Raw genomic sequence first — 25,086 nt, 5'->3', positions numbered from 1 at the left:
CGATCATGCCCGCAGAAGCGGGCATTCCGTCACTGGGTGGTTTCCCAACCCCCGCCGAGCGAGCGGATCAGGCCGACCGTCGTGGTCGCCCAGGTGCCGCGCAGCTTCACCGCCTGCCGCTCGATGGTCAGCAGGTCGCGCTGCGCTTCCAGCAGTTGCAGGTAGCTGTCCTCGCCGGCGCGGTAGCGCTTGTCAGCGAGTTCGGCTGCACGGCGTGCCGACGACACCGCCGCGTCGGTGAAGCCCACCTGCTCGCGCACCGAGCGCAGGCCGGACAGGTTGTCCTCCACGTCGGCAAAGGCCAGCAGCACCGACTGGCGGTAATCGGCCACCGCGCCTTCGAGCTGCGCCTCGGCGCGCTTGATGGCCGCCTTGTTGCGCCCGCCGTCGATGATCGGCAGCGAGAACACCAGGCTGGTCAGCCAGGACTGCGCGTTGGTCTTGAACAGGTCGCTCAGCTCGGTCGAGGCATAGCCGCCGTTGGCCGTCAGCGCGAGCGCCGGGAACAGCGCCGACTTGGCCACGCCGACACGCGCCGTCGCCGCCGCCATGCTGCGCTGCGCGGCCGTCACGTCGGGCCGGCGTTCCAGCAGCGCCGACGGCAAGCCGGGCGGCGCCACCGGCACGGTGGCATCCATCGCGAGCGGCTGGTTGTCGAAGTTGAAACCGGCCGGCGCCTGGCCGAGCAGCAGCGCGAGCGAATGCTCGAGCCGCGAGCGGCTGCCGCGCAGCGCGACCACCTCGGCCTGCAACGTCGACAGCTCGGTGCGCGAGCGCGCCACGTCGAGCTCGGCAACGTCGCCGGCCTGGAAGCGCTTGCCGATCAGGCGGACGTTCTCGGTGCGCAGCGCGAGCGTCGCATCGAGTTGCGCCGCTTCGGCATCGAGTGCCCGCAGCGCGAAGTACGTCTGCGCCACATCGGCCTGCAGCGCGAGCAGCACCGAGCGGTAGCTGGCCTCGACCTGCTCGGCATCGGCCTTCGCGGCGTTGACACCGTTGCCGACCCGCTGGAACAGGTCGACCTCGTAGCTCGCGCCCAGGCCGGCGCTGTAGACGGTCGACGGCGACACCGGCGTGCCGGCCGGTACGCCGAGCTGCCCTGGCGCCGAGCGGCTGCGCGTGACACCGGCATTCAGGCCGAGCTGCGGCCAGCGATCGGCCTCGGCGCTGCCGAGCGCGGCGCGCGCCGCCTTGACGCGAGCGGCGGCCGACGCGAGCGTCGGGTTCGCCTTCGCGGCCTGCTCCTCGAGCGCATCCAGCTTCGCATCGCCGAAGGTCGCCCACCAGGCGCCACGCTGCTGCGCCTCGGACGGCGCGGCCGCCTTCCAGCTGCCTTCGACGGCCGTCATCTCCTTGTAGGCCGACGGCACGCCCACATCGGGCTGCGGCACCGTCGGGGCCAGCGAACAGCCCGCCAGCACCAGCGCCGTCACCAGCGCGGAAGTCTTGAACAAAGTGTGTGTCATGGTCTTGTCGTTGCTCAGGTCGTCGCCTCGTGCGCCACCGGCGCCGCGGCAGCGCCGGAGCGCCCTTCGATCGCCACCGCGAGCTTGCGCAGCAGCACGTAGAACAACGGGGTCAGGAACAGGCCGAACAGCGTCACGCCCAGCATGCCGGCGAACACCGCGACGCCCATCGCATGGCGCATCTCCGAACCGGCACCCGACGAGAACACCAGCGGCAGCACGCCCATGATGAACGCGATCGAGGTCATCAGGATCGGGCGCAGGCGCAGGTGGCAGGCTTCGAGCGCGGCCTCGACGATGCTCTTGCCCTGGTGCTCCAGGTCACGGGCGAACTCGACGATCAGGATCGCGTTCTTCGACGCCAGCCCCACCAGCACGAACAACGCGATCTGCGTGAAGATGTTGTTGTCGCCCTTGGTCAGGTAGACGCCCAGCAGCGCGCACAGGATCGACGCCGGCACGATCAGGATCACCGCCAGCGGCAGCGTCCAGCTCTCGTACTGCGCGGCCAGCACCAGGAACACCAGCAGCACGCACAGCGGGAACACGATCACCAGCGTGTTGCCGGCCAGGATCTCCTGGTACGTGAGGTCGGTCCACTCGAAGTTGATGCCGCGCGGCAGCGTCTCGGCCGCCAGCTTGGCCATGATGTCCTGCGCCTGCCCCGACGACACGCCCGGAGCCGGGCCGCCGTTGAAGTCGGCCGCCGTGTACGAGTTGTAGCGCTCGACGCGGTCGGGACCATAGGTGTTGCTGACGTTCACCAGGCTGCCCAGCGGCACCATCTCGTTCGCTGCGTTGCGCACCTTGAACTGCCCGATCGCCGAGGCGTCGGAGCGGAACGGCGCGTCGGCCTGCGCGATCACCTGGTAGGTGCGGCCGAACTTGTTGAAGTCGTTGATGTAGAGCGAACCGAGGTTGATCTGCATCGTGTCGAAGATGTCCGCCAGCGGCACGCCCAATTGCTTGGCCTTGGTGCGGTCGACGTCGGCCTTCAGCTGCGGCACGTTGATCTGGTAGCCCGAGAACACGCCCGCCAGCTGCGGCGTCTGCCAGGCCTTCATCTGCAGCGCCTGCACCGCCTGGTACAGCGCGTCGGGCCCGAGGTTGGCGCGGTCTTCGACGTACAGCTTGAAGCCGCCGATCGTGCCGAGGCCGTTCACCGGCGGCGGCGGGAACACCATGATGAAGGCGTCCTGGATCGCGCCGAGCCGCTTGTTGACCTCGGCGGCGATCGCGCCGCTGGACAGCGCGGCGCCCTTGCGCTTGTCGAAATCGTCGAGCGTGTAGAACACGATGCCGGAGTTCGGCGCGTTCATGAAGCCGTGGATCGACAGGCCCGGGAAGGCCACCGAGCTCTTGACGCCCGGCACCGATTGCGCGATCTCCGACATGCGGCGGATCACGCCTTCGGTGCGGTCGAGCGAGGCGGCGTCAGGCAGCTGGGCGAAGCCGACCAGGTACTGCTTGTCCTGGGCCGGCACGAACCCCGACGGCACGATGCGGAACATGAACACCGCGCCGACGATCAGCAGCACGTAGACCACGAGGGTCGCGCCCTTGTGCGCCAGCACGCGCTTGACGCCACCGGTGTAGCCGTGCGACGAGCGGTCGAAGAAGCGGTTGAACACGCGGAAGAAGCCACCGAAGGCCCAGTCCATCGCACGCGCCAGCTTGTCCTTCGGGGCACCGTGCGGCTTCAGCAGCACGGCGGCCAGCGCCGGCGACAGCGTCAGCGAGTTGAAGGCCGAGATCACCGTGGAGATCGCGATGGTCAGCGCGAACTGGCGGTAGAACTGGCCGGTCAGCCCGGAGACGAACGCGATCGGCACGAACACCGCGCACAACACCAGCGCGATCGCGATGATCGGCCCGGAGACCTCCTTCATCGCCTGGATGGTCGCGTCGCGCGGACTCAGCCCGTTGGCGATGTTGCGCTCGACGTTCTCGACCACCACGATCGCATCGTCGACCACGATGCCGATCGCGAGCACCAGCCCGAACAGCGACAGCGTGTTGATCGAGAAGCCGAAGCCCAGCAGCACCGCCATCGTGCCGATCACCGACACCGGCACGGCCAGCAGCGGGATCAGCGACGCGCGCCAGGTCTGCAGGAACACGATCACCACCAGCACCACCAGCGCGATCGCCTCGAGCAGCGTGTGGATCACGGCCGAGATCGAATCGCGCACGAACTGCGTCGGGTCGTAGACGATGGCGTATTCGAGGTCCTGCGGGAAGTCCTTCTTCAGGTCTTCCATCAGCGCGCGCACGTCGGTCGAGATCTGCAGCGCGTTCGATTGCGGCGCCTCGAACAGGCCGAGTGCGACCGCCGGCTTGTTGTTCAGCAGCGAGCGCAGCGAGTAGGTGGAAGCACCCAGCTCGAGGCGGGCCACGTCGCGCAGGCGGATCACGCCGCCGCTGGCGGTGAGGCTGCCGGTCTTGATGATGATGTCGCCGAATTCCTCTTCGGTGCTCAGGCGGCCTTGCGTGTTGACCGACAGCTGGAACGGCGCGTCTTTCGCGGGCGACGCGCCGACCACGCCGGCGGCCACCTGCACGTTCTGCTCGCGGATCGCGGCCACCACGTCGGGCGCGGTCAGGCCGCGCGCGGCGATCTTCTGCGGGTCGAGCCAGACGCGCATCGAGTAGTCGCCGGCGCCGAACACCTGCACCTGGCCCATGCCGGCCACGCGGGCCAGCCGGTCCTTGATGTTGAGCACCGCGTAGTTGCGCAGGTAGACCTCGTCGTAGCGCGAGTTCGGCGAGAGCAAGTGCACCACCATCGTGATGTTGGGCGAGCTCTTGACGGTGGTCACGCCGATCTGCCGCACTTCCTCGGGCAGGCGCGCCAAGGCACGCTGCACGCGGTTCTGCACCTGCGTTTCAGCCTGCTCGACGTTGGTGCCGACCTTGAAGGTGACGGTCAGGTTCATGCCGCCGTCGCCGGTGGCCTGCGAGGCCATGTACAGCATGTTCTCGGTGCCGTTGATGGCCTCTTCGAGAGGCGCGGCCACGGTCTGCGCGATCACGGTCGGGTTGGCACCCGGGAAGCGGGTGCTGACGACGACCGACGGCGGCACGACCTCGGGGTATTCCGAGATCGGCAGCCGGAAGATCGCGATCAACCCGGCGAGGAACAACAGGATGGACAACACGGCCGCGAAGATCGGCCTGTCCACGAAGAATTTTGAGAATCGCATGGGGTCTTTCGATCTGACTTTTTGTCTGGCCGATTACTGGCGAGCCGGGGCGCTGGCTGCCGTGTCGGCATTCATCGCGACGACTTCAGGGGCGACCGGCGAACCCGGGCGCACGCGCTGCAGGCCGTTGACGACGATGCGCTCGCCCGGCTTCAGCCCGGTGCGCGCGACGCGCAAGCCATCGACCAGCGGGCCGAGTTGGACGACGCGGTACTCGGCCTTGTTCTCGGCGTTGACGACGTAGACGTACTTGCGGTTCTGGTCGGTGCCGATCGCGGTGTCGTTGATCAGCAGCGCGGCCGGTGCGCCGATGTCGGCGCCGACCTGCACGCGCGCGAACAGCCCGGGAATCAGCGCGCCATCCTTGTTCTCGAGCACCGCGCGCATGCGCACCGTGCCGGAGGCCGGGTCGACCCGGTTGTCGATGAAGTCGAGCCGGCCTTCGTGCGGGAAGCCGCTCTCGTTGGTCAGCCCGGTGCGCACCTTGACGCCCTTGCCACCTTCGCGGGCGGCGCCGCCGATGCTCAGGAAGGTGGACTCGTCACCGTCGAAGCTGACGTACACCGGGCTGATCGAGACCAGCGAGGTCAGCACGACGCTGCTGTCGATCAGGTTGCCGACCGTGACCTCGGCCTTGCCGATGCGGCCGGCGAACGGCGCCCGCACGACGGCGTATTCGAGGTTCAGCTTCGCGACCGCGAGCGCGGCCTGGTCGGCCTGCGCGCCGGCTTCGAGCTGGCGGGCGCTGGCGGCACGCTCGTCGAAATCGCGCTGGGCGATCGCGTTGTCGGCCATCAGGCGCTTCGAGCGCTCGAGCTCGGTGCGGCCGAGGTCGGCCTTGGCCTTCGAACTGGCGACCGCCGCTTCCAGCTTGGCCACCTCGGCCTGGTAGCTGCGCGGGTCGATCACGAACAGCACGTCACCCTTCTTGACCAGCGCGCCGGGCTTGAACTGCACCGCGTCGATGGTGCCGGGCACGCGGGCACGAATCTGCGCCGACTCGATGGCTTCGATGCGGCCGGAGAAATCCTGCTGCTCGACGACGTTGCGCGAGACGACGACGGCGACACTGACCGGCGGCGCCGGCGGCGGCCCACCAGCCGTGGCGGCCATCGCTTCACCGCCGCGCGAGCAGCCGCTCAGCGACAACATGGCAGCCGACACGAGCGTCAACGCGACGGTCGAGAACATCAGGGAGGTGGGACGGAGGGTCATGGGGGTCATCCTGGACAGCGGAGCACGCGGCCCCACCGAAATAAAAGAGACAAATGGAAATAGTCGACAGTCACGGGAAATACCCCATGCTGCGTTGCACCATCAAATGTATTGGTCTGTGAATCAGTTATAAAGTAGCGTTTTGCGGAATGACTGTTCAGGAATCGGGACAATGGACACCATCAAAGCCATGCAAGCCTTCGTCGGCGTCGTCAACACCGGCGGTTTCACCAGTGCAGCGGTGCTGCTGAACGTGCCGAAAGCGACGCTGTCGGCCAGCGTCGCCGAGCTGGAGGGCCACCTGAAGGTGCGGCTGCTGCACCGAACGACACGCAAGGTGTCGGTGACGGCAGACGGCGCCGCCTATTACGAACGCTGCGTGCGCATCCTCGAGGATTTGCGTGACGCCGAGGAGTCGTTCTCGTCCAGCCAGGCCTCGCCGCGCGGCAAGCTGCGGGTGGACGTGAGCACCGCGGTGGCGAGCCGGCTGCTGATCCCGCTGCTGCCGTCGTTCTTCGAGCGCTACCCCGACATCGAGCTGGAACTGGGCTGCAGCGACCGGCCGCCGAACCTGCTGAGCGAGGGCATCGACTGCGCGTTGCGCGTCGGCGAGGTGTCGGACCCGTCCGTCGTGGTGCGCCGCGTCGGCACGATGAACCTGGTGACCTGCGCGACCACCGGCTACCTGGCGCGCCACGGCCGCCCGCAGCACCCGCTGGATCTCAAGAAGCACACCTGCCTGAACTATTTCTCGCTGCGCACCGGCCAGGTGTTCGACTGGGACTTCGTGCGCAACGGCGAGCGTATCCTGCTGCCGGTGGACAGCCCGCTGACGCTGAACGACTCCAACGCGTACGTCGACGCCTGCCTGGCGGGCCTGGGCGTCGGCCGGCTGCCGACCTACATGTTCCGCCAGTACCCGAGCTGCGGCGTGCTGGAGTTGCTGATGTGCGACTGGTTGTCGGACGAGATCCCGTTCCACGTGGTGTACCCGTCGAACCGCCACCTGTCGTCGAAGGTGCGGGTGTTCGTCGACTGGGTGGCCGAGATCCTGGAGCACCACACCGGCATGAAGATGTGCCACGAGGCGCGGGCCGAGCGCGAGAAGAGCGCCATCAAGCTGCCCAACAAGACGGTGCAGCTGCTCGAAGCGCACGCGCATTGAGCAGCTCGTGAGAACGAATGTTGGGAACTGCGGCCACTTGAACGCGGGGAGCGTGACCCGGGGATTCAAGCGAAGGGCGCCGCGGCCGAAGATCAGGGCATGCAACTTCCCTATGCCCTCACCCGTGCCGGCTGGCCTGCCGCCGCGCTGACCGCGTTCGCCGCGGTCGCCGGCGACCGGCTGATCGACACGCAGCAGCGCAAGTGGATCTTCCGGCCGCAGAAGCGCAACCGCTGGTCGCAGGCGCGCGCGCTGCGCCGGCTGACCGACATGCACGAGGTGTGGATCGGTTTCGACTCGGCGCTCAGCGGGCAGGCGGTGCGGCTGCACGGGCTGTGGCACCCGCACGACGATGCGCAGGCGCCGCTGCTGCTGTACCTGCACGGCGCGCAGCACGAGGTGAGCTGCAGCGCCGAGCGCCTGCGCCGGCTGCAGCGCATGGGCTTCTCGGTGCTGGCGGTCGACTACCGGGGCTTCGGCAAGAGCGGCGGCGAGCTGCCGTCCGAGGCCAGCGCCTATGAAGACGCCCGCGCCGCGTGGCAATGGCTCGCGGCCCGGCAGCCGGGCCATGCGCGCTACATCTTCGGCCACTCGCTGGGCGGCGCGATCGCGATCCACCTGGCGTCCGAGGTCGACGACGCGGCCGGTCTGATCATCGAGAGCAGCTTCACGTCGCTGTCCGACGTGGTCGCGAGCTTCAGTTGCGGCTGGTCGGCGGTGCGCCGCTTCATCACGCAGCGCTTCGATGCGGCCCAGAAGATCGGCGCGGTGCGCGCCCCGGTGCTGGTGGTGCATGGCGACGACGACCGGCTGATCCCGCACGCGCTGGGGCGGGCGCTGTTCGACGCGGCGGTGTCGGCCAAGCGCTTCGTGCTGGTGCCGGGGGGATCGCACCATGACACGCATGCGGTCGGCGAGGCGCCGATGCGGCAGGCACTGCTGGAGCTGTTCGGCATCGCGGCCTGAGGGCTTCATCGGCCCCCCCGGATGGATTGGCATCCGGGCTACGAATCCTCGCGCCACCGCGCAGCGGCTTGGCCGCGCGTGTCAACGCCCAGCTTGCCGAGGATGTTGGCGACATGCCGCTTCACGGTGTGCGGGCTCAGGTCGAGCCCGCGCGCGATCAGCTTGTTGCTGTCGCCGGCGGCCAGGCGGGCAAGCACCTCGCGTTCGCGCTCGCTGAGGCCGGCCAGCCCTTCGGCGCGCACGCGCGGCGCGAGCTGGGCCTCGTCCTGCGGCGCGCGCGCGGCCGGGCCACCCGGGCGTGCGGCGCGCACCGCGGGGTCTTCGCGCGGCGCCAGCGTCGCCGCCAGCCGACCCAGCACCGCCTTCTCGTCCACCGACAGCCGCTCGCCCCAGCGCGTGTCGCGCAAGCGCTGCAGCACCGGCCAGCCGCACAGCAGCGCCCCACCGACCGAGCCACCGCCCATCGCCCGCGCGATCCACGGCCGCAAGGTCGCGGCGGCCTCGTCGAGCGCCCCGAGCCGCAGCCGCACGTCGGCCAGAAGCAGCGTCGCCTGCGCGGCCGGGAAGAAGCACGACGACTCGTGATCGATCGCCAGCGGCACCAGCAGCGCCTGCGCGTCATGCAGCCGCCCCTCCAGCATCGCGATGAACGCGCGGCTGAAGCAGCGGTCGTCGCGCGCCGCCGCCCACTCGTACGGGTTCAGCACCTGCGCGAGCCGCGCATCCAGCTCGCGCAGCGTGGCCTCGTCCTGCAGGATCCACGCGGCGCGGCTGTGCGTGAAGATCACCTCGTACTCGTGCGTCAGCCGGTTCGGTGCCGAGCCGTGCTCGGTGATGTCGTGCCGGCACGCCAGCGCCGCCGCATAGGCCGCGTCGCGCCGGCCGCACACCGCATCGACCAGCGTGTGCGCCATGTGGTTCTCGGTCAGCACGCTGCGCGGCCGGCCGAGCCAGCGGCAGTCTTCGTCGGCACGCGCCAGCCAGTGCTCGGCCTCGTCGAGCCGGCCGGCCGAGAACGCCAGCCACACCCGCGCATGCAGCACGCCGGCGCGCAGCTGCGTCGGCGTGTCGCCGAACAGCGCCGTGGCCCGCTGGCCGAAGCGCTCCAGCAGCCCGTCCATGCCCGGCATGCCGACCATCAGGCTGTGGAAGAAGCACGAGTCCCACACCGGCTGCTCGGGCACGCGCTCCAGCGCCTGCAGCATCTGCTCGAACCAGGGCGCCACGTCGGCCGCGCGCGCCTGCGCATAGGCCGCCCAGGCCGCACCGAAGCACACGAAGGCGCGCGTGCCGTCGTCCAGCGGCAGCGCCAGCAGCTTCGGCAGCTCGCGCGCCGCCACCTCGGTCTGCGCCATGTTCTCCATCGCGAGGCAGGCATAGGCCCGCGCGCGCCAGGCCTGCGCATCGCGGCCGGCCGCGCGGAAGCCGGCCTCGGCCTGCTGCATCGCGGCCAGCATGGTGTCGAACGCAAAGGTCGGGAAGCAGCTGAGCCCGCGCAGGAAATGCAGCTCGGGCCGGCGCTCGAATTCGGCCGGCGGAAACAAGGCCAGCATGCGCGCCAGGCTCGGCCCGCCGCCGATCGCCAGCAGCTCGACGCCGCGCCCGGCCACCGCCTGCGCCGCCTCGTCCCACGCGCCGGCGCGTGCGAGGTAGCCGACGGCGCGCGGCAGGTCGTCCTCGCCATCGGCGGCGCGGCGCAGCAACGCGGGCAGCTCGCCGGCCCGCTCGCGCTGCAGCCGGTCTTCGAGGAAATCGCGGAACAGGTCGTGCAGCCGCAGCGTCAGCTCGTCGGCATCGAGCACGCTGACGAACAGCCCGCGCCGCTCCACCTCGGCCAGCAGGCGCGCCGCATGCGGTGAGCCGCTGACGTGGGCGCAGCGCGCGGCCGTCAGCTCCGGCAGCACCGCGCAGCACAGCAGGAAGCTGCGCAGTTCGGCGGGCATCTCGTCGAGCACCTCGGCGGCGAGGTAGTCGAACAGGTGGCGCTGCGTCAGCACGCCGGCGCGGGCGGCCGAATCGCCGGGCCGCGCCGACAGGTTCAGGCGCAGCCCGGCGGCCCAGCCGTCGGTGCGCTCCAGCAGCTCGCGTGCGACCCCTGCCCCGGCCGGCAGCCCGGCGCTCGCCAGCAGCTCGGCCACCTCGTCCTCGTTGAAGCGCAGCGCGTACTGCCGGAACTCGCTGAGCTCGCCGGCCGCGCGCCAGCGGCCCATCGCGAGCGGCGGCTCGAGCCGGCTCGCCATCACGACGCCCCAGTGCTGCGGCAATCGCTCGATCAGCAGCTGCAACAGCTCGAACACCTGCGGGTCGGCGATGCGGTGCACGTCGTCGAGCACCAGCAAGCCGCGCACCAGCTCGGCACCGGCCAGCGCGTTGATCAGCTCGTCGGCCACCGCGCGCAGCCCGCGCTCGCCGAGCGCCAGCGTGGCCAGCGCCTCCGGGTCGACGCGCCACGGCAGGTCGTGCGGCTCGAGCGCACTGCCCAGGCACGCGAGGAAGCGCGGCAGCTGGTCGTCCTCGTCGGCGGTGACCCAGGCGAGCGCGGTGCCCGGCGGCAGCAGGCGGATCTGGCGGGCCAGCGCCGAGGTCTTGCCGTAGCCGGCCGGCGCGAGCAGCAGCGTCAGCCGCTGCTGCAGCAGCGCCGCGCCGAGCGCGAGCTCCAGCGCCGGCCGGCCGACCAGGCTGGTGCGCGGCCGCGGCGGCTGGATCTTGGCCAGCGCGAAGGCATGCGGAACGACGGCGGACGACATCGCGGGATTCTGACGGCGCCCGCCCGCATCGCGGCCTCGCGCGACCTCCTCAAATGAGGGGATGGCCCGCCGTCTCGCGGACCATGGCTCTTTCGGCCGATGCGCGCGATGGCCCCTGGCCCGCAGCATCGCGGCATGCTCGTCATCAGCCACAGCGCCCTGCCCCGCGACCCGCCCGACGGCCCGAACCCGCGCGTCGGCGTCGCCGGCGCCGCCCAGGGCATCCACGGCTTCGAGGCCTGGACGCAGCAGCTGGAACCCGGCGCCGCCACCGGCTGCCAGCGCCATGACGGCGAGCTGGCGATCCTGGTGCTGCAAGGCAGCGGCAAGCTGCAGCTGCCCGACGGGCCGCAGCGCTTCCAGGCGCCCTGCACCCTGATCGTACCGGCGGGTGCCGAGCACCAGGTCGTCAACCACGGCGGCGGCTTGTTGCAGCTGGTAGCGGTCGCGGCTCCCCTAAAGGGGGTGGCTCCTCGCTGACGCGGCCGGTGGCTCCTTCGGGCGATGTCGCGATGCGGTGGCGGCGGAACACTGCGAACCTCCCCGCAACACCCTGAAGCCCAGAGATGAACAAGTGGTTGAAACGCGGCGCCTTCACGGCGACCGGACTGGTCGCGGCGCTGGCCGCGGCCCTCGTGCTCGGCGCGCAGCTGGGCGAACGCAAGATGCAGCGGCAGGTCGCGCTGCAGCCGATCGGCGCGGTCGCGTTGCCGGGCGACGAAGCCGGGCTCGCGCGCGGCAGGTACCTGTACCTGTCGCGGGGCTGCACCGAATGCCATGGCGTCAATGGCGCCGGCAAGGACGTCGTCAACGACGGCAAGGGCATGCGGGTGCGGGCGCCCAACATCACGCCGGCACCGGGCAGCGCGGTCGAGCGATACACCGTCGCCGACTGGGTGCGCACCGTGCGCCACGGCGTGAAGCCCGACGGCCGCCCGGCGATCGTGATGCCGAGCGAGGACTACAACCGGCTGACCGATGCCGACCTCGGCGCGCTGATCGCCTACGTGCGGCAGATGCCGAGCGCGAAGGGCGGGCCCGCGGTGATCGAGTTCGCGCTGCCGGTGAAGGCGCTGTATGCGGCCGGCGTGATCCACGATGCGGCCGAGGTCATCGACCATGCGCTGCCGCCGTCGCAACCGGTGCCCGAGGCGTCGACCGCGCTGCACGGCGGGTACGTCGCGAACGCCTGCATCGGCTGCCACGGCGCCGGGCTGTCGGGCGGGCGCATTCCCGGCGCACCGCCCGAGTGGCCGGCCGCGGCGAACCTGACGCCAGGCGATGGCAGCGCGATGGCGCATTACGCCGATGCCGATGCGTTCATCAGGATGCTGCGCACCGGGCGACGCCCCGACGGCAGTGCCGTCGACCGCGTGATGCCGTTCGAATCGCTGCAGGCGTTGAACGACACCGATGCGCAGGCGCTGTACCTGCACCTGAAGGGCCTCCCGCCGCGCGCCGCCGGCAACCGCTGAAGCCTCCCCCGCTTTTCGTTTTCACAGAGAAAGACCGCGATGAAGAAATCATTCACCCACGGCTTGGCGGCGCTGCTCGCCAGCGTCGTCCTCGCTGCCTGCGGCGGCGGCGATTCCAACGACGGCGGCACCCCGCCACCACCCGCCACCGCCAGCGTCACCGGCCACGTCGTCGACATGGACAGCGACCTGGCCGTCGCCGATGCCACCGTCAGCGCCGGCAGCGCGAGCACGAAGACCGCCGCCGACGGCAGCTTCACGCTGACCGGCGTCGCGCCGGCCGAGCGCGTGAGCGTCCAGGTCGAGGCCACCCAGCACGGCGCGAACGTCGCCGTCGTCAAGCTCGCCACCGGGAGCACGGCCGACATCCGCGTGCGCCTGCTGAAGCTCGCCGCGCCGCAGAGCTTCGATGCCGCGGCGTCCGCCACCATCGGCAACGCCACCGGCACCGCGCAGGTGACGCTGCCCGCCAACAGCCTGGTCGACGCCACGACCGGCGCAGCCGCCGCCGGCACCGTGTCGGTCAGCATCACGCCGGTCGACCCGGCGCGCGACCCCGAGCGCATGCCCGGCGGCTACACGACGCTGCAGAACGGCAGCGTGCGCACGATCGAGAGCTTCGGCGCGGTCAAGGTCGACCTGCGCGATGCGCAGGGCAAGCGCCTGAACCTGAAGCCCGGCAGCACCGCCACCGTGCGCATCCCGCTGTCGACGCGCTCGCCGAACCCACCCGCCAGCGTGCCGCTGTGGCACTTCGACGAAGCCAGCGCACGCTGGGTGCAGGAAGGCACGGCCACGCTCGCCGGCACCGGCGCCAACCAGTACTACGAAGGCACGGTGACGCACTTCAGCTACTGGAACGCCGACCAGATCGCCGAGACCGTGGACCTCGAAGGCTGCGTGGTGACCGCCGACGGCAAGCCGGCGGCGAACGTGCTCGTCAGCACCAGCGGCGTCGACTACTCCGGCCGCAGTTCGGCCTTCACCGACGACAGCGGTCACTTCGTCGTGCAGGTGCGCAAGGCGTCGACCACCTCGGTGTGGGCCGCGACCGACAAGCTCGTCACGGCCATCCACCAGGTGACGATGGCAGGCGAGAACGGCGCGATGACCGAGTGCATGGTGCTCGAAGCCGCCACCAGCGGCAGCAAGCTCGCGCCGAAGGTGACCAGCAACCCGCGCGCGCAGACGGTCGCGATCGGCGAGACGGTGATGTTCTACGCGACCATCGACGGCACGCAGCCGATGGTCTACGTCTGGCTGCGCAACGGCGTCGAGATCGCCGGCAGCGACAGCAACTTCCTGTGGCTGCCCGAGGTGACGCTGGCCGACAACGGCGCCGTCTACAGCCTGCGCGGAACGAACGCCGCCGGCAGCGTGACGACGGTGACGGCGAAGCTCACCGTCAGCGCGACGCCGATCCCACCGACGCTGGCGTTCGCGCCGCAGAACACGACCGTTGATTCTGGCGAGACCGCCGTCTTCTCGGTGGCGGTGAACGGCAGCGCGCCGTTCGGCTACCAATGGAAGCGCAATGGCCAGCCGATCGCCGGCGCGACCGCCGCCGTCTACACGTTCGCAACAGTGGATGCCGACGACGGCGCGCTGTTCAGCGTCACCGTGAGCAACGCCGGCGGCACGCTGCAGACCGATGCCGCGAAGCTCACGGTGGTGCCGGCGCAATCGGCCCCGGTGATCACGACGCAGCCGCAGGGCATCATCGTCAACGTCGGCAGCCCGGCCGTCTTCGCGGTCGACGCCAAGGGCAGCGCGCCGCTGAGCTACCAGTGGCAGCGCAACGGCACTGACGTCGCCGGCGCGACCGCCAACGTCCTGCGGCTGGATGCCGTGACCGCGACCGACAACGGCGCGCAGTTCCAGGTGGTCGTGAAGAACCCGAAAGGCAGCGTGACCAGCGCCGCCGCGACGCTGACGGTCAACCAGGCCAGCGACGACCAGCAGGCGAAGCTGCTCGCGCTGATGACCGCGTGGCTGCCGGGCATGGAAGCCGCCGGTGCACCGCTGCAGTTCGCCGACGACGACTTCAAGGTGCTGGCGGTCGATGCGGTGTGCGGTGGCGGAACCGCGGCCGTCACGCTGGACGGTGGCGCCGCGCCGGCCGCAGGCACGACGCTGCCCACCGGCAACCACACGCTGGCCGCGCAGTTCACGGCCTGCCGCACCGAAGCGGCCTCGCTCTACAGCGGCGGCAGCAGCCTCGCGTACACCTTCGCGGACCTGGCGCACCGCGTCGGCTCGGCCCAGTCGACGGTGACCGATTTCCGCGTGACGGCCGACGACATCAACGGCAACGAGAAGACGAGCCGCGTGCAGGGCAATGCCAAGGTCGAACTCGACGGCAGCCTGAACGGCACGACCGAGACGACGAAGCTGCGCTACCTGCCGGCCAACGGGCTGACCGTGACCGACGTCGCGAGCCAGTCGGTGGCGACCTTCAGCGGCGGCAATGCGCTGATGCATTCGGTGTCGCAGGGCGTGGAGCCGCTGGTCCGGCCGCTGCTGATGCGCCAGGAGTACGCACAGCTCGCGTTCAGCCGCGGCGGCGTGAGCTACCTGGTCGACGGCTTCTTCCAGCTCGACTTCGGCTCGCAAGGGCTGCCGGGCAGCGGCAGCGGCACCGTGACGATCAGCGGCAACGGCCAGGTGATCGGCCGCGTGCGCGGCACGGCGGGTGGTCTGGTGGTCGAGATCGTCAACGGCGGGCTGCTGGGCGGCCTGCCGCCCGCGAAGGCGCAGTCCGCGAAAGCGGTTGCCCAAGCGCTGGGCAAGGCTGCGGTGCGCGGCCGCTGATCAGAGCAGCCCGGTCGTCATCGCCTTCAGGGTGGCGGCGGCCCGGGTCGTGCACTCCAGCTTGCGGAAGATGTTCTCGAGGTGGGCCCGCACGGTGCTCGGGCTGATGCCGAGCGTGCGGGCCGCTTCCTTGTTGCTCTCGCCGAGGCTGATGCAGCGCAGCACCTCGACCTCGCGGCCGGTCAGCAAGCCCACGGGCTCGGCCGCACGCGGCGCCTCGGCCGCACGCGATGCGCCGCCGAGCGCGGCCACCACCTCGGCATCGAACCGCCCGCGCTGCGCCTCGCGCTGCAGCTGCGCCTGCGCCTCGTCGAACGACAGCGCCGCGCGGCCCGGGCGGGCGGTCTGCAGCAGCACCGCATGCGCTGCCGCGGCCAGCACGCGGGCCTCGATGCCGAGCGCCGCGCCCGACACGCCGCGGAAGAAGCCGGAGCCATCGAGCCGCTCGTCGGCATGCGATGCGAGTTCGGCCTCGTCGGCCAGGCTGCCGATGCGGCGCGCGGCCCGCGCCGTCCAGTACGGCACCAACCGCAGCCGCTCCATCGCCGATTCGCTCGGGGGGCCCGGCTGGTCCCACAGCGCGTTCGGCACGGCCGCGCGGCCCATGCCGTGCACCAGGCTCGCGCGGTACAGCCGCTGGCGCGCCAGCGCCGGCAGGCCCAGGCGCTCGGCGCAGGCGGCCGCCACCTGCGCGACGCGGCGCGAGTAGCCGGTCAGCCACGGCAGCTTCAGGTCGATCACGTCGGCGATCAGTTCGAGCGAGGTGGTGCCGATGCCGACCACCGGCGCGGTGTCGACGCAGGCCGGGTCCTGCTCCAGCGTGTGCAGCCAGTCGACCGCATGGCGGCGCACCGCCTCGACCAGCTCGGCGGGGTAGGCCGCATCGGCGCGCGAGGCGAGGTAGCTCAGCGCACGCTCGAGGTCGTAGACGCGGCTGAAGATCTCCAGGTCGCTGGCGGCCGAGACGATGAACACCTCGACCGGGATGTCGGGCGGGCGCAGGCCGTTCGGCTGGCCATGGCCGTCGGGCCGCTCGAAGATGCGGCGCAGCGACAGCTCGACGGACGGCGGCATGCCGAGCGTGTGTGCGACGTCGCCGGAGACCTCGCAGTGGATCTGCGCCACCGGCGTCATCGAGCCGGCCAGGTGCGCCGGAAGGCCGGCCGCGAGCATCGCGTGCCGGCCGCCGACGTCGTCTCCCATCAGCTCGGAGAACTCCGGCGCGTTCGCGGTGCAGCCCGACCAGCGCAGCAGCGACACGTAGGCGGCGTTGGAGCAGGCCTCGGCACCAAGACCGAGCGCCGCGGCGAGCTGCGCCGCGATCCACGCGGTGCGCGCCGAGTGGTCGACCGGCTGGCCCATGCTGAGGTCGCCGACGAAGGCGAGCGCCTTGACGGCATCGAAGACGAGGACCTGGGCGTCGGGCGGCGGAGCGGTCGTGGGTTGCATCGAAACGGGCATCTGTAAAAAGAAGGGGCCTGCCGCGCACGGCAGGCCCCGCATCATGCCGCGATCACTGGGCGGCCTGCACCGCCTGCACCGCGTCGAGGATCACCGCCGCCACCTTGGCCGGTTGCGACTGCTGCGGCACGTGGCTGCTGGCGACGCTCGAGACCTTGGCGTTGATCGCCTTGGCCATCGCGCGCTGCTGCTCCGGCACGATCATGTGGTCGGCTTCGGTGACGAGGTACCACGACGGCTTCTGCTTCCATGCAGCGACCGACACCTTCTGCTCGAAGGCCTTCGCGTTGATCGGGCCTTGCGTCGCGGTCATCACCGCGGTGGCGGCGGCCGGCAGGTCCTGCGCGAAGTGCTTGCTCATGCCTTCTTGCGTCAGCGACAGGAAGCCGCCGCCATCGGCCACCAGGTGGGCCAGGCCCGCGCCCGGCGCGAAGCCCTTGCCGACATCGCCGACCGACTGGCCGGCATCGGGCGCGAAGGCGGCCACGTAGACGAGGCCGGCGACCTTGGGGTTGTCACCCGCTTCGGTGATGACCATGCCACCCCACGAATGGCCGACCAGCACGACTTTGCCGGGCTGCGCATCGATCACCCGCTTGGCGGTGGCGACATCGTCGGCCAGCGAGCTCAGCGGGTTCTGCACCGCGACGACGTGCAAGCCCTTGGCCTGCAGCAGCGGCACGACCTTGGCCCAGTCGGAGCCGTCGGCGAACGCGCCGTGGACGATCACGACGCTGGGCTTCGCGGTGTCGGCGCCAGCCGGGGTGGCGGCGCCGGCCGAGGCAGCGACGATGGATGCGGTGAGGCCGAGGGCGGCCAGCTTGACGATGTTCATGGTGTGTCCCAGGTGTGTTGGCAGAGCACGAACTGTCCGCTCAGCCGGGGTTCGGCACCATCGGACGAACATCCGAGGCGGGCTACATAGGCAACCTAACGCGTTCGGGACGTCACCTGCAAGGTCACGCCGGCGTGCTGCTGCAAATGACTGATGACCGCGAAAAGGTTGCGAGCCTGGGGATTCCCCGTCGGACCGAACATGCGGATCAGGCTTTTCGGTGAGGTGCCCGTGTCGGCGCCGAGCCTTTCGAAACCAACCGTGGCCTTGATGTAGTCGCGCAGAATTCCCTTGCCGGTGTCCACGTCTCCAGCCAGCATCGTTTCCACGCCTTCCTTGAGCAGCGCATCGCGAAACGCGGGATCGGCCAGCACTCGCGCTTGAACCGTCTGCTTGAAATCTCGTGTGAGTGCCATGGATTACTTCTCCAATCGTTTGCGTCGCTTGTAGTCCGCCCAACGAGCTTGCGCGGACTCGATGTCATGCTGTTGCCGTCTCTTGGTCCCACCGGCGAGCAAGATCACCAGGACATCACCGTCTCGGCCGAAATACACGCGATAACCGGGACCGAAGTCGAGCTTGTATTCGAGTACACCCGCCCCGACGCCTTTGACGTTGGACAGGTTGCCCTGCGTGATCCGCGTCAGGATCACGGCAATCTTGGCCGCAGCCGTCGCGTCCAGGTCGGCGAACCAGTCTGCGAACGGACTGTTTTCGTCTTCATCCAGGTATTCGAGAACAGTCAGCATCGGCACCTATCGTCCGAATTGGTACCACATATGTTACCACCAACATCCGGCGTTCAGGCTGGCAACCACCTCAACAGGTAGTCCGTCATCCGCCGCGCCGCGCCGCGGTGCGCGGCCGCGAACGCCCTGGCCTGCGCCGCGCGCTGCTCGCGCTCCGGGCTGTCGAGCAAGGCACATGCCGTGTCGACACCTGTCGCCATGTCGGCCACGCGCAGCGCCGCCCCGGCCGCTTGAGACAACTCCGCCGCCTGCGCGAAGTTGAAGGTGTGCGGTCCCATCACGATCGGGCAACCGCAGGCCGCGGCCTCGATCAGGTTCTGCCCGCCGAGCGGCGCGAAGCTGCCGCCGAGCAGCGCCACGTCGGACAGCGCGTAGTACAGCGCCATCTCGCGCATCGAATCGCCCAGCCACACATCAGCTTGCAAGGCTTCGGCCGGCGGCGTGTCGCCCCAGGTGCTGCGCCGTGCGAGCGTGAGCCCGGCGCCCTGCACCAGCGCCGCGACCTCGTCGAAGCGCTGCGGGTGCCGCGGCACGATAAGCAGCAGCGGGCGGTTCATCGCGGGACGCTTGGTCCATTCGGCCAGCAGCATCGCCTCTTCACCTTCGCGCATCACCGCGCCGAGCAGCACCGGCCGCGCCAGCGCATGTCGCCAGGCGCGGCCGCGCGCGAGCAAGGCCTCGTCGGGCGCCATGTCGAACTTCAGATTGCCGCAGACGACGACCTCGCGCGCGCCCGACTCGCGCAGCCGCTGCGCATCGGCCTCGGTCTGCGCCAGCACCAGCGTGATCGCCTCGACCGCCGGCCGAAGCACGGCCGCCAGCCGCTCGCCCTGGCGCCGGCTCTTCTCGCTCAGCCGCGCGTTCGCCAGCACCATCGGGATGCCGCTGCCCTGCGCACGCCGCAGCAGGTTCGGCCAGATCTCGGTCTCCATCAGCACGCCGACGCGCGGATGGAACTGCTCGAAGAAGCGCTGCACCACCCCCGGCGTGTCGTACGGCAGCCAGGCCTGCACATCGCCGTCGCGCAGCAGCGCCTCGCCGGCTTCGCGGCCGGTGGCCGTGCTGTGGGTCAGCAGCAGCCGCAGGTTCGGCCGCTCGGCGCGCAGTGCATCGATCAACGCCGACGCGGCCCGCGTCTCGCCGAGCGACACCGCATGCACCCACACGTCGCCGACCCAGCGCCCGCTGTGCTGCTGGCGGTGGTCGCTGTAATCGCCCAGCCGCTCCAGCACCTTGTGCCGGTACAGCGGCTCGGCCCGCCCGCGCAGCCACAGCCGCAGCAGGTAGGCCGGCTTCAGCGACGCGAGCAGCAGCGAGTAGGCCTGCCGCGCCAGCCACTGCCGCCAGGTGCCGGCCGGAACATCGTGCAAAGGATCCACGGTGCCCGTCATGCGCGCGACGCGGCGCGCACGACCTGCCAGGTGGCCCACACCAGGTCGACCTCGGGTGTCGGCGAGCGTTCGACCGACACCTGGTGCCGATGGCCGTGCGCGACCTGCGGGCCGGTGCGCCACGCGGTCGGGAAGTTGTACAGCTGCACATGCGGGAGCCCGAGCGCGACCGCGATGTGACTCAGGCCGCTGTCGACGCCGATCACGCCCTGCGTCGCGCCCATGCGGTCGACCAGCGCGTCGAGCGACATCGCCGGCCAGACCTCGGCATGCGCGCCGAAGGCCTGCTGCAGGCGCTGCGCCCGCGCAAGTTCGACCGGTCCGGCATGCGGCAGCGCGATGCGCCAGCCCGAGCCGATGCAGCGCTTGCCGAAATCGATCCAGTGCTGCTCCGGCCACAGCTTGTCGTCGCGCGAGCTGCCGTGCACGAACACCAGCGTCGGCACCGGCAGCGGCTGCGCATCGGCGCGCAGGCCGAATTGCGGCGGCCCCTGCACGGTGTAGTTCAGCGCCATGCCGGCCAGCTTGCGCGAGCGGTCGAGCGCATGCACGTGCGGCTCCATCGCGAGCGGCTGGTCGATCAGCCAGCGCGCCGGCCATTCGAAGCCGGACCCGTCGGTGCGGTTCGCGAGGCCGAAGCTCGGGCCGTCGGCCAGCCGTGCGATCAGTGCCGATTTGGTCAGGCCCTGCAGGTCGAGCACCGCGTCGTAGCGGTGCTGCGCCAGCTGCGCGCGGAAGGCGCGCCATTCGTCGCGCACCGGGCGCGTCCACCAGGCGCGGCGCCAGCGGCGCTGCGCGCACTCGATCACCTCGCTGACGCCGTGCACGCGCCGCACCAGCGGCGCGAAGCCCGGCTCGACGACCCAGTCGACCTGCGCATGGCGGTAGACCGCCTGGAGGTCGTGGACGACGGGCATCGCATGCACCACGTCGCCGAGCGACGACAACTTGACGATCAGGACGCGCACGAAGACACGGCCGCGGTCAATGCGCGGCGGCAGCGATCTGCGCGTCGGGCTTGGCGACGCGCAGCGCGGCCATGAAGTCGGCCTCGATCCGGTGCAGCGCCGCCTCGGTGTGGCCTTCGAAGCGCAGCACCAGCACCGGCGTGGTGTTCGACGAACGGATCAGCCCGAAGCCGTCGTCGTACTCGGCGCGCAGGCCGTCGATCGTGATGATCTCCTTCGCGCCGGGGAAGCGCGCGCCGTCGAGCAGCTTCTGCACCACCATCTTCGGCTCGCCTTCGTCGCACGGCACGTTCAGCTCGGGCGTGCTGAAGCTGGTGGGCAGCGCGTTCAGCACCTGGCTCGGGTTCTTGCTGCGCGACAGGATCTCGAGCAGGCGCGCCGCGGTGTAGGTGGCGTCGTCGAAGCCGTACCAGCGCTCGCCGAAGAAGATGTGGCCGCTCATCTCGCCGGCCAGCGGCGCCTTCAGCTCCTTCATCTTCGCCTTCACGAGCGAGTGGCCGGTCTTCCACATCAGCGGCTTGCCGCCGGCGGCGCGGATGGTCGGCGCGAGGCGCTGCGTGCACTTCACGTCGAAGATGATGGTGCCGCCTTTGTTGCGCGACAGCACGTCGGTCGCGAACAGCATCAGCTGGCGGTCCGGGTAGATGATGTTGCCTTCCTTGGTGACCACGCCCAGGCGGTCGCCGTCACCGTCGAACGCGAGGCCCAGCTCGGCATCGGTCTCCTTCACGGTGCGGATCAGGTCGGCCAGGTTCTCCGGCTTGCTCGGGTCCGGGTGGTGGTTCGGGAAATCGCCGTCGACCTCGGAATAAAGCTCGGTCACCTCGCAGCCGAGCGCGCGCAGGATGCCGGGCGCCGAGGCGCCGGGGATGCCATTGCCGGAGTCGACGACGATCTTCATCCTGCGGGCCAGCTTGCAGTCGCCGACGATGCGCGCGCCGTACTCGGCCAGCACGTCCATCGTGCCGGTGCGGCCGCTGGCCACGGTGTAGTTCTCGGCCTCCATGCGGATGCGCAGCGCCTGGATCTCGTCGCCGTAGATCGCGCGGCCGGCCAGCACCATCTTGAAGCCGTTGTAGTCCTTCGGGTTGTGGCTGCCGGTGACCTGGATGCCGCTGTTGCAGCCGTGCTTGCCGCGCGTGGCGGCCACGTAGTACAGCATCGGCGTGGTCACGGCGCCGATGTCGACGACGTCGAGCCCGGTCGACGCGAGGCCGCGGATCAGCGCGGCGACGAGGCCCGGCCCCGACAAGCGGCCGTCGCGCCCCACCGCCACGGCCTTCTCACCCGCCTTCAGTGCCTCGCTGCCGAAGGCACGGCCCAGGTGCTCCGCGAACGCTTCGTCGATCGTCTTGCCGACGATGCCGCGGATGTCATAGGCCTTGAAGTTGGACGCAGTCACTTGCATTCGGTTTCTCCTGGAGAGTGGGCGATTGTAGAGAGGGGAATGGACCACCCCGAAGGCGCTGCGCGCCCTCCCCTCAAGGGGCGCCTCCAGTGGCCCGGCAAAGCCGGTTCCACGGAGGCCGCTGGGTCGTCCGATGCATGCACAGGTCTGTGCAATGAGCAGCGCAACGACATGCAGGCTTCAGGCCAAGTCAGTTGGAGATGTATCACCGCGACATGTCCGAAAACGGCGAGTCTTGCGGCGCAGGGGTTCGATAATCACGCCATGCCTACCTTCGACTCCGATGCCGCCTATCTGGCCATCAAGGCCCGCGACGCCCGCTTCGACGGCCGCTGGTTCGTCGGCGTCACGTCCACCGGCATTTATTGCCGACCGATTTGCCGCGTGCGCACGCCGCGCCGCGAGAACTGCGTGTTCTTCGACACGCCGGCCCAGGCCGAGGCCGCGCGCTTCCGGCCGTGCATGAAGTGCCGGCCCGAGGTCGCGCCCGGCCCGGGGCTCGCGTGGACGGTGATGGATGCATCGCGCACGCTGGCCCGCCAGGCGGCGCACTGGCTGGACCATGCGGCGGCCGAGGAAGAAACGCCGTCGATCGCCGCGCTGGCCGCCCACCTGGGCGTCAGCGACCGCCACCTGCGGCGCATCTTCGCGGCCGAACACGGCGTGACGCCGCTGCAGTATGTGCAGACGCGCCGCCTGCTGCTGGCCAAGCAGTTGCTGACCGACACGCGGCTGCCGATCGCGCAGGTCGCGCTGGCCAGCGGCTTTCGCAGCCTGCGGCGTTTCAACGCGGCCTTCGCCGACAGCTACCGCATGAGCCCGACGCGGCTGCGCGGCGATTCGGCCACCGAGACCGTGTCGCCCGACGACGGCGTGACGGTCTCGCTCGGCTTCCGCGCGCCCTACGACACCGCCGCGATGCTGCGCTTCCTGACGGCGCGCGCGGTGCCGGGTGTCGAGGCGGTCGAGGCCTGCAGCGTGCGGCGCAGCGTGCGCGCCGGCGTGCTCGGCCCCGAGGCCGGCTGGCTCGAGGCCTCGTTCATCGACGCGACGCCGACCCGCCCGGCGAGCCTGCGGCTGCGCTATGCGCCGACGCTTGCGCGGCACAGCGGCCGCGTCGTGATGGCGGTGCGGCGCTGGCTCGACCTCGATGCCGCGCCGCAGACCATCGACGACGTGCTGCGCGACCTGCCCGGTGCGCCCGGCCTGCGGCTGCCGGGCAGCATCGATGCGTTCGAGATGGCGGTGCGCGCGGTGCTCGGCCAGCAGGTCACCGTCGCGGCGGCGCGCACGCTGGCGCGGCGGCTGATCGAGCGCTTCGGCGAACCGGTCGCGACGCCGTGGGACGACGTGCTGCGCTGCTTCCCGGCACCGGCCGTGCTGGCCGCGGCACCGCTGGAGCACATCGCCGAACTCGGCATCATCCGCAGCCGCGTCGGCGCGATCCAGGCGCTCGCCAACGCCTGGCCCGAGCTGACGCGGCTGCTCGCGCTGCCGCACCAGCCCGAGGCGCTGATGACGGCGCTAGCCGAGCTGCCCGGCATCGGCCTGTGGACCGCGCACTACCTCGCGATGCGGGCGCTCGGCTGGCCCGACGCGTTCCCGCCGAAGGACGTCGCGGTGCTGAACGCGATGAAGACCTTGTTCGGCACGCAGAACCAGCGCGAGGCCGATGCCCGCGCCGAGGCCTGGCGGCCCTGGCGCTCGTATGCGGTGCTCAGGTTGTGGAACAGCCTGGCGCCCCTTCCGCCTTCTTCAACTTCTTCCGGAGAAACATCATGAGCACTTCCAGCACGCTGAATCGCCGCCTGCAGGCCGTCTGCACCGCGCAGGCCGCGTTCGACTCACCACTCGGCCCGATGCTGCTGGCACGCACCGCGAACGGCGTGGCCGGCATGTGGTTCGACGGCCAGAAGGCCCATCCGGGCGAACTGCCCACGGTGCCGCACGACCCGGACGACCCGCTGCTGAAGGAAGCCGCGCAGCAACTGCGCGACTACTTCGCCGGAACACGCACGCAGTTCGAGCTGCCGCTGGACCTGCAGGGCACGCCGTTCCAGCAGATCGTCTGGCAGGCGCTGCTGCGCATCCCGGCCGGCGGCACCTGCACCTATGCGGCGATCGCGCGCGAGGTCGGTGCGCCGCAGGCGGTGCGCGCGGTCGGCGCGGCGGTCGGGCGCAACCCGGTCTCGGTGATCGTGCCGTGCCACCGCGTGCTGGGCCACGACGGCAGCCTGACCGGCTATGCCGGCGGGCTGCACCGCAAGCAGGCGCTGCTGCAGCTCGAAGGCGTGGATGGCGTCATCGGCCTCCGGGAGACCACGTCTTGAAACGCGCCGATTCGATCGAACTGACCGGGCTCGCCGCGATCTGGGGCGCGTCCTTCCTCTTCATGCGCATGGGCGCGGCCGAGTTCGGCCCGGTCGCGCTGGCCGCCGTGCGCGTCTGGGGCGCCACGCTGTTCCTGCTGCCGCTGCTCGCGCTGCGCGGCCAGGCCGGTGCGCTGCGCGCCCACTGGCGGCCGATCTTCGTCGTCGGCATCACGAACTCGGCCCTGCCCTTCCTGTGCTTCAGCTACGCCGCGCTGTCGATCACGGCCGGGCTGTCGTCGATCTTCAACGCCGCCACGCCGCTGTTCGGCGCGCTGATCGCGTGGGCCTGGCTGCGCGACAAGCTGACGCCCGCGCGCATGGCGGGCCTCGCGATCGGCTTCCTCGGCGTGCTCTGGCTCGCGTGGGACAAGGCGAGCTTCAAGCCCGGCGCGAGCAGCGGCTGGGCCGTGCTGGCCTGCCTGGCGGCCACGCTGCTGTACGGCTTCTCGGGCAGCTTCACGAAGCGCTTCCTGACCGGCGTGCCGCCGCTCGCTGTGGCCACCGGCAGCCAGCTGTCGTCGGCGCTGCTGCTGGCGGTGCCGGCGCTGGTGTGGTGGCCGGCCGCGCTGCCGTCGCTCACCGCGTGGTCGGCGGCCGCGCTGCTGGCGGTCGGCTGCACGGGCATCGCGTACATCCTGTTCTTCCGGCTGATCGCGCACATCGGGCCGGCGAACGCGCTGTCGGTCACCTTCCTGATCCCGGTGTTCGCGGTGCTGTGGGGTTGGCTGTTCCTGCACGAAAGCCTGACGCCGCAGATGCTGCTGGGCTGCGCGGTGATCCTGCTCGGCACCAGCCTGACGACCGGCGTGCTGAAGCCGCCTGCATGGTTTGCCAGACATTCAGCCTGATTTGCA

General features: G+C 70.5%; 19 protein-coding genes. 8 read left to right on the top strand and 11 right to left on the bottom strand.

What is annotated here, in order from left to right:
• Positions 1-29: 29 nt before the first annotated feature.
• The 3 genes from BUE42_RS12800 to BUE42_RS12790 are packed head-to-tail and all read right to left on the bottom strand — an operon-like array spanning position 30 to position 5,884.
• Entirely contained in the window at positions 30-1,466 is a 1,437-nt protein-coding gene (locus BUE42_RS12800) for an efflux transporter outer membrane subunit (protein ID WP_073465485.1), read from the bottom strand.
• A gap of 14 nt (positions 1,467-1,480) precedes the next feature.
• Positions 1,481-4,669, bottom strand: coding sequence for an efflux RND transporter permease subunit (locus BUE42_RS12795; protein WP_073465484.1), 3,189 nt, complete (start codon positions 4,667-4,669; stop codon positions 1,481-1,483).
• A 33-nt stretch (positions 4,670-4,702) separates the two neighbouring features.
• A complete protein-coding gene (locus BUE42_RS12790; protein WP_073465483.1) occupies positions 4,703-5,884 on the bottom strand; it encodes an efflux RND transporter periplasmic adaptor subunit in 1,182 nt (393 codons plus the stop codon).
• A 172-nt stretch (positions 5,885-6,056) separates the two neighbouring features.
• Between BUE42_RS12790 and BUE42_RS12785 the strand changes: the two genes are divergently transcribed.
• On the top strand, positions 6,057-7,049 hold the full coding sequence (locus BUE42_RS12785; protein ID WP_073465482.1) for a LysR family transcriptional regulator: 993 nt from the start codon (positions 6,057-6,059) through the stop codon (positions 7,047-7,049).
• Positions 7,050-7,148: 99 nt separating this feature from the next.
• Entirely contained in the window at positions 7,149-8,015 is an 867-nt protein-coding gene (locus tag BUE42_RS12780) for an alpha/beta hydrolase (RefSeq protein WP_073465481.1), read from the top strand.
• A gap of 38 nt (positions 8,016-8,053) precedes the next feature.
• Here BUE42_RS12780 and BUE42_RS12775 read toward each other — a convergent pair whose 3' ends face one another.
• Positions 8,054-10,762: a winged helix-turn-helix domain-containing protein gene (locus tag BUE42_RS12775; RefSeq protein WP_073465480.1), complete on the bottom strand. Its 2,709-nt coding sequence runs from the start codon at positions 10,760-10,762 to the stop codon at positions 8,054-8,056.
• A gap of 135 nt (positions 10,763-10,897) precedes the next feature.
• Here BUE42_RS12775 and BUE42_RS12770 point away from each other — a divergent pair, with 135 nt between their 5' ends.
• From BUE42_RS12770 to BUE42_RS12760, 3 genes are all read left to right on the top strand, one after another.
• A complete protein-coding gene (locus BUE42_RS12770; RefSeq protein ID WP_159445410.1) occupies positions 10,898-11,242 on the top strand; it encodes a cupin domain-containing protein in 345 nt (114 codons plus the stop codon).
• An 86-nt stretch (positions 11,243-11,328) separates the two neighbouring features.
• Complete coding sequence (locus BUE42_RS12765; protein WP_073465478.1) at positions 11,329-12,237, top strand: c-type cytochrome; 909 nt, start codon at positions 11,329-11,331, stop codon at positions 12,235-12,237.
• 39 nt (positions 12,238-12,276) lie between these two features.
• Positions 12,277-15,048, top strand: coding sequence for a carboxypeptidase regulatory-like domain-containing protein (locus BUE42_RS12760; protein WP_073465477.1), 2,772 nt, complete (start codon positions 12,277-12,279; stop codon positions 15,046-15,048).
• On the opposite strand, the gene BUE42_RS12755 is transcribed toward BUE42_RS12760, so the two are convergent.
• From BUE42_RS12755 to BUE42_RS12725, 7 genes are all read right to left on the bottom strand, one after another.
• Positions 15,049-16,497 carry an HD domain-containing phosphohydrolase gene (locus BUE42_RS12755; protein WP_073465476.1) on the bottom strand — a complete coding sequence of 483 codons (1,449 nt, stop codon included), beginning with the start codon at positions 16,495-16,497 and terminating at the stop codon, positions 15,049-15,051. It lies immediately after the preceding gene.
• A gap of 64 nt (positions 16,498-16,561) precedes the next feature.
• On the bottom strand, positions 16,562-17,344 hold the full coding sequence (locus BUE42_RS12750) for an alpha/beta fold hydrolase (protein ID WP_073465475.1): 783 nt from the start codon (positions 17,342-17,344) through the stop codon (positions 16,562-16,564).
• Positions 17,345-17,439: 95 nt separating this feature from the next.
• Positions 17,440-17,760 (bottom strand): transcriptional regulator, encoded by a 321-nt coding sequence (locus tag BUE42_RS12745; RefSeq protein ID WP_073465474.1) that lies wholly within the window; start codon positions 17,758-17,760, stop codon positions 17,440-17,442.
• A 3-nt stretch (positions 17,761-17,763) separates the two neighbouring features.
• On the bottom strand, positions 17,764-18,093 hold the full coding sequence (locus BUE42_RS12740) for a type II toxin-antitoxin system RelE/ParE family toxin (RefSeq protein WP_200798959.1): 330 nt from the start codon (positions 18,091-18,093) through the stop codon (positions 17,764-17,766).
• 53 nt (positions 18,094-18,146) lie between these two features.
• The gene (locus tag BUE42_RS12735) at positions 18,147-19,484 is read right to left on the bottom strand and encodes a 3-deoxy-D-manno-octulosonic acid transferase (RefSeq protein WP_073465573.1); all 1,338 of its coding nucleotides are present in this window, start codon (positions 19,482-19,484) and stop codon (positions 18,147-18,149) included.
• Positions 19,481-20,452 carry a lipopolysaccharide heptosyltransferase I gene (gene waaC / locus BUE42_RS12730; RefSeq protein ID WP_073465473.1) on the bottom strand — a complete coding sequence of 324 codons (972 nt, stop codon included), beginning with the start codon at positions 20,450-20,452 and terminating at the stop codon, positions 19,481-19,483. The genes BUE42_RS12735 and waaC overlap by 4 nt, the downstream gene beginning before the upstream one ends.
• A gap of 16 nt (positions 20,453-20,468) precedes the next feature.
• The gene (locus BUE42_RS12725) at positions 20,469-21,860 is read right to left on the bottom strand and encodes a phosphomannomutase/phosphoglucomutase (RefSeq protein WP_073465472.1); all 1,392 of its coding nucleotides are present in this window, start codon (positions 21,858-21,860) and stop codon (positions 20,469-20,471) included.
• 264 nt (positions 21,861-22,124) lie between these two features.
• Between BUE42_RS12725 and BUE42_RS12720 the strand changes: the two genes are divergently transcribed.
• From BUE42_RS12720 to BUE42_RS12710, 3 genes are read left to right on the top strand one after another with little or no spacing between them, the layout of a single operon-like run.
• Complete coding sequence (locus tag BUE42_RS12720; protein WP_073465471.1) at positions 22,125-23,642, top strand: DNA-3-methyladenine glycosylase 2 family protein; 1,518 nt, start codon at positions 22,125-22,127, stop codon at positions 23,640-23,642.
• Positions 23,639-24,190, top strand: coding sequence for a methylated-DNA--[protein]-cysteine S-methyltransferase (locus tag BUE42_RS12715; RefSeq protein ID WP_073465470.1), 552 nt, complete (start codon positions 23,639-23,641; stop codon positions 24,188-24,190). Before BUE42_RS12720 ends, BUE42_RS12715 begins: the two co-directional genes overlap by 4 nt.
• Positions 24,187-25,080 (top strand): DMT family transporter, encoded by an 894-nt coding sequence (locus BUE42_RS12710; RefSeq protein WP_073465469.1) that lies wholly within the window; start codon positions 24,187-24,189, stop codon positions 25,078-25,080. Before BUE42_RS12715 ends, BUE42_RS12710 begins: the two co-directional genes overlap by 4 nt.
• Positions 25,081-25,086: the final 6 nt, after the last annotated feature.

This window comes from Rhizobacter sp. OV335 (assembly GCF_900142965.1).
Taxonomy (GTDB): Bacteria; Pseudomonadota; Gammaproteobacteria; order Burkholderiales; family Burkholderiaceae_C; genus Rhizobacter.
The sequence above is the reverse complement of the archived record's forward strand: the minus strand, read 5'-3'. Positions and strand labels throughout refer to the sequence as shown.

Excerpts from the sequence above, each read along its gene's own strand:
- BUE42_RS12800 (WP_073465485.1), bottom strand. The coding sequence starts at position 1,466 with ATGACACACACTTTGTTCAAGACTTCCGCGCTGGTGACGGCGCTGGTG.
- BUE42_RS12795 (WP_073465484.1), bottom strand. The coding sequence starts at position 4,669 with ATGCGATTCTCAAAATTCTTCGTGGACAGGCCGATCTTCGCGGCCGTG.
- BUE42_RS12790 (WP_073465483.1), bottom strand. The coding sequence starts at position 5,884 with ATGACCCTCCGTCCCACCTCCCTGATGTTCTCGACCGTCGCGTTGACG.
- BUE42_RS12785 (WP_073465482.1), top strand. The coding sequence starts at position 6,057 with ATGGACACCATCAAAGCCATGCAAGCCTTCGTCGGCGTCGTCAACACC.
- BUE42_RS12780 (WP_073465481.1), top strand. The coding sequence starts at position 7,149 with ATGCAACTTCCCTATGCCCTCACCCGTGCCGGCTGGCCTGCCGCCGCG.
- BUE42_RS12775 (WP_073465480.1), bottom strand. The coding sequence starts at position 10,762 with ATGTCGTCCGCCGTCGTTCCGCATGCCTTCGCGCTGGCCAAGATCCAG.
- BUE42_RS12770 (WP_159445410.1), top strand. The coding sequence starts at position 10,898 with ATGCTCGTCATCAGCCACAGCGCCCTGCCCCGCGACCCGCCCGACGGC.
- BUE42_RS12765 (WP_073465478.1), top strand. The coding sequence starts at position 11,329 with ATGAACAAGTGGTTGAAACGCGGCGCCTTCACGGCGACCGGACTGGTC.
- BUE42_RS12760 (WP_073465477.1), top strand. The coding sequence starts at position 12,277 with ATGAAGAAATCATTCACCCACGGCTTGGCGGCGCTGCTCGCCAGCGTC.
- BUE42_RS12755 (WP_073465476.1), bottom strand. The coding sequence starts at position 16,497 with ATGCAACCCACGACCGCTCCGCCGCCCGACGCCCAGGTCCTCGTCTTC.
- BUE42_RS12750 (WP_073465475.1), bottom strand. The coding sequence starts at position 17,344 with ATGAACATCGTCAAGCTGGCCGCCCTCGGCCTCACCGCATCCATCGTC.
- BUE42_RS12745 (WP_073465474.1), bottom strand. The coding sequence starts at position 17,760 with ATGGCACTCACACGAGATTTCAAGCAGACGGTTCAAGCGCGAGTGCTG.
- BUE42_RS12740 (WP_200798959.1), bottom strand. The coding sequence starts at position 18,093 with ATGCTGACTGTTCTCGAATACCTGGATGAAGACGAAAACAGTCCGTTC.
- BUE42_RS12735 (WP_073465573.1), bottom strand. The coding sequence starts at position 19,484 with ATGACGGGCACCGTGGATCCTTTGCACGATGTTCCGGCCGGCACCTGG.
- BUE42_RS12725 (WP_073465472.1), bottom strand. The coding sequence starts at position 21,860 with ATGCAAGTGACTGCGTCCAACTTCAAGGCCTATGACATCCGCGGCATC.
- BUE42_RS12720 (WP_073465471.1), top strand. The coding sequence starts at position 22,125 with ATGCCTACCTTCGACTCCGATGCCGCCTATCTGGCCATCAAGGCCCGC.
- BUE42_RS12715 (WP_073465470.1), top strand. The coding sequence starts at position 23,639 with ATGAGCACTTCCAGCACGCTGAATCGCCGCCTGCAGGCCGTCTGCACC.